This is a genomic window from Frankia sp. CoWAU3 (genome assembly GCF_977971855.1).
Window position 1 is genome coordinate 6,616 of the sequence record NZ_CDWWXB010000135.1, and the last position, 3,819, is coordinate 10,434.

Sequence of the window (3,819 nt, forward strand, 5' to 3'; positions counted from 1 at the left end):
GCGGCGAGCCCGACGACGTCCGTGGTGGTCCCCCCGCCGCAGGAGATGACGACGTCCGACCGGGTCAGCCCGAAAGCCGCGAACCGGCCGCAGAGCGCCTCGACGTTCGACAGGTTCTTGTCCGCCTCGCCGTCCCGTGCGGCCAGCCGCAGTACCGGCACGCCCGGGTCGGGGACCGCGTCCTGCGGCCGCGCCGAGACGATGACGGCCCGCCGGGCGCCGATCCGCGCGACGATGTCGGGCAGGATTCGGCGGACCCCGGGACCGATATCGATCGGATAGCTGCGTGAGCCGAGGTCCACCGAGACCCGTCGATGATCGGCGGTGATCTGCTCGATCGGACTCGTCCGCTGTGCTGTGAGCATGCCCGTCACGGTGTGCCTTCCGGATCCGCGGTCGCGTGCTGGCACCTGCCTGGTGCCTTGCGGTGGTTCTGCACGGGGCCGCCCCGGCAATTCTGCCGTGCCCGGCAGTCGCCCCCTTCCGCCGGGTTGGGTGTGAGCCATCGCACTTCCTCCTTCCGTTCGTCTTCGTCGCTCCCGCGCGCCACCGAACGCCCCGCGTGGGTCGGTGCCCCCGCGTGGATCCGCACCCCGCACGAATTGGTGCATGGTGCACGCAGAGTAGGGTCGTGTGGTGGGTTCAGACGACGGCGCGAGGCTCGCGACAGCGCTCGGACTTCTCCTCACCCGGCCGAACCGGACGCGTCTGTTCGGGGAGTTGCTCTCCTCGGCGGACGTCGGACTCGACGAGGCTGTCTACCCCGTGCTCAACGGTCTGGCCCGTACGGGCCAGACCACGGCGCGCAAGCTGAGCATGGAGATCGGCATCGACCGTTCGGTGGTGAGCCGGCACAGTGATCGTCTCGAGGCGCTCGGGTTGCTGCGCCGTTCGGCCGATCCCGATGACGCCCGCGCGGTCCGCCTGACGCTCACCGACGAGGGCCGGGCCGCCATCGATCGCTCTCGGCGTCGGCTGGCCGACGTCTTCCAGCGCACGCTCGACGACTGGCCCGCCGAGGACGCGCGTGCCTTCGTCGCCGGCATGGAACGCTTTGTCGCGGAGCATCTTGCCGGTCGGGGCCGGTGACCAGGCCGAATCAGGGCAGCGGACGGGGGAAGATTGCAACCTTCGTCGCCATCGCGACGACGCTCATCGGCGTGATCATCGGGATTGCCGTTCACGGCTCCTGACGGCTCGGCCTTTTCTGGTTCGAGGAACGGGTGACGAGTGTTGTCAACGAGTGTCGTCAATGCTTCATCTCTCGACGCCGGCGGTTTGGAGATTCTCGCCTTACGCTGGCCGCTAGCGACGGGGGAGACGCGCACGGCGACATAGCGGCGCCCGCGGAACATCGGGAGGCCCGTACCTGCAGGGAGGCCGCCCGGCTCGGGGGGTGCCGGGCGGCCTCGATTGATGATGACATTTGGATGGCTGTCAGGACAAGCCCGCGAGGACGGCAGGTTTCGGACAATGATCACCAGCAGTCCTGTCCGGCATCCCCGGGGACGAGTTCGATCAGTAGTCCGGAACCCGCGTCGAGATAGGCCCGTCGGGGGTTCCGAGCGTCCGGCCGGAGTTGCTCGACCAGGCATCCCGCGGCGACCGCCCGGTGCAGGCACGCCGGCAGGTCGTCGACCTCGTAGCCGATGGAGAACAACCCCTCGCCGCGTTGGTCGAGAATTTCCCGCCCTGTCCACGGCCGGTCGCCGGGTTCCACCAGCTCGACCAGGCTGCTGCCGAAGCGGCCGAACGCGATCCGGACGTCCTCGATCATGATCGGTCGATCGTGCCAGACGGCGGGGCCAGAGACGACCCGCGACTCCCACGCATCGACCCCGAGGGAGACGGCATACCGTTCCCGGGCAGCGTCGAGGTCCGCGACGAGGATGCCGAGATGGTGGAACGTCAGCTCGCCCAGCATCTCCTCGATGACCCGTGCCGCCAGCAGGGCGCAGGCCGGTGAATGGGGCGTGGTGCGGACGGACGACGACGCTGGATCCGGCGTCGTCCGGATCCAGTCCTCCCGATTCTGGATGATTGTCTCCACCACCGCGGCTCCCTCCATGCCCCTGGCCCAGGCAGAGGGCGAGGGCGCCGATCGTATCGCCGTCCTCCGTCCTCCCTGCTCTCGCCGTTCTGCGGGCTGTTCTCGCCGTTCCGCGGGTGCCGTCGATCAGGACGATCCCGTCGCGGATGGAGGCGGGATGGCCCCGACCCTCAGCGGCCCGACCTTTAGAGGGTTGCCGGAGTGGGCACCCCACCCGTGCGGGTGAGCAGATCGTCGAGGTCGTACTCGTACCAGCGGCGGAGCGGCTCGGGGGAACTCGTGCGCCCCCACTCGTACATGTGGCGCTGGGCTTCGAAGGAGCCGTCGTGCCAGCGGCGCAGCACATCGCCCAGCCGGAGCGGAGCGGGGAGGAAGTCGGCGCCGCCCAGCAGAGTGGCGAGCCGTTCGACGGCGGCGGCTGGGGCCAGCCGGCCGGCCTCGACCTCGTCCATCACGGCGCTGAGCGAGTCGAAGAAGGGCTGGAACTCCGGCAGATCGGGGCAGAAAGTGCCCAGATGTGGCGCGTCGAGCAGGCGGTCGAACAGCGCCGGATCGCCCTTTTTCAGATAGCCGAAGTAGGTTCCGACGATCCGGGAGATGCCCATGTTCCAGCCCAGGAACCACACCTTCGACCACGCCCGCCACAGGTCGAAGTCGCGGAACGAGACGTAGGAGCCGTGTACGAGCTTGTCATTGACGTCCAGGATCGTCTGGTTGAGCGTGTCGATGTGGCCGAAGCGTTCCGCCGAGAAGTCGTCGTCGGCGAGGGCCTCTATCAGGGTTGGTGCGAGGGCGTAGATGACCTGCATGGTGTTGGCCATGCCACGGGAGAACAGCGCGTCGATCGCCCCGGCTGCGTGGGACATCATCGCCCAGCGGTCACCGACCGTCCGCGAGCTGGAGTACTGGGTGCGACCGGTGGAGATCCAGTCCCAGGCGGGCCGGGCACCGGCGAACTGGCGCGCGATACTGGGGAACCGCTCAAGATAAGCGTTCCATTCCTGCTCGGCGGGTACCGAGGGATCCCTGGGGAAGCGTCGCGAGTCGAGGTTGAGCCCGACGCTGCACAGTGGGTTGGTGGCCCGCTGGTGATTGTCGAACGGGATCACCCACAGCCACCCGCCGTCGAACAGATGGTGCAGGGTGCCTTGGTGCCACAGCGACGGCTGCCCGCTCGGGAGGGTCACCTCGTCGAAGGGGGTGACCCCCACCATGTGGGTGAACAGGGTGCGGGAGTTCGTCCGGAACCGGCAGGGATCCTCTCGCAGGGCGAACTGGTTCGCCAACACGGAGTTGCGTCCTGAGGCGTCGACGACGTAGCGAACGCGGATCCGTTCGCCGGCCCCTGTCGTCAGCGTCGCGACGTCGTCGGCGAAGTCGACTTTTTCCACCATCGTGCGTTGCCGTGGTTCGGCTCCGTAACGGACGGCCGTATAGAAGAGGTAAGCATCGATGTCCTGGCGGTGCATGTGCATTTCCGGGCCGTTCGGAAACTCCGAGACGCTGCACTGAGTGACCTCTTCGGGGTTCTGGAGCGCACCCTCGTGGTGGTAGACGAATCCGAAGTTGCGCTTCACTCCGCAGGCCGAGGTGACGTGGGAGCGGACGCCCTCGAAGCTGCTCACATGGCCGAGCTCGGGGACGTCGAACCGCTGGGCGAGCAACTTCAGCAGATAGGTCGTCTCACCGATGGTCGACTCCCCGAGCGCGAAACGTGGATGCGTGCCACTGTCAATCAGAACCACGCGGTGACCGTGTCGGGCGAGGAT

Annotated in this window: 3 protein-coding genes and 1 pseudogene; 1 reads left to right on the forward strand and 3 read right to left on the reverse strand. The window is 67.9% G+C overall.

The window, feature by feature from the left end:
* Window positions 1-365, reverse strand: a pseudogene (locus tag AC08ON_RS12505) (3-dehydroquinate synthase); the annotation flags it as partial.
* Window positions 366-636: 271 nt separating this feature from the next.
* Between AC08ON_RS12505 and AC08ON_RS12510 the strand changes: the two are divergent.
* Window positions 637-1,089, forward strand: coding sequence for a MarR family winged helix-turn-helix transcriptional regulator (locus AC08ON_RS12510; RefSeq protein ID WP_476617022.1), 453 nt, complete (start codon window positions 637-639; stop codon window positions 1,087-1,089).
* Window positions 1,090-1,477: 388 nt separating this feature from the next.
* On the opposite strand, the gene AC08ON_RS12515 is transcribed toward AC08ON_RS12510, so the two are convergent.
* Both AC08ON_RS12515 and AC08ON_RS12520 read right to left on the reverse strand, forming a co-directional pair.
* Window positions 1,478-2,053 (reverse strand): VOC family protein, encoded by a 576-nt coding sequence (locus AC08ON_RS12515; protein ID WP_476607690.1) that lies wholly within the window; start codon window positions 2,051-2,053, stop codon window positions 1,478-1,480.
* A gap of 182 nt (window positions 2,054-2,235) precedes the next feature.
* A partial coding sequence (locus tag AC08ON_RS12520) for an NAD(P)/FAD-dependent oxidoreductase (protein WP_476617023.1) occupies window positions 2,236-3,819 on the reverse strand: 1,584 nt, incomplete at its 5' end.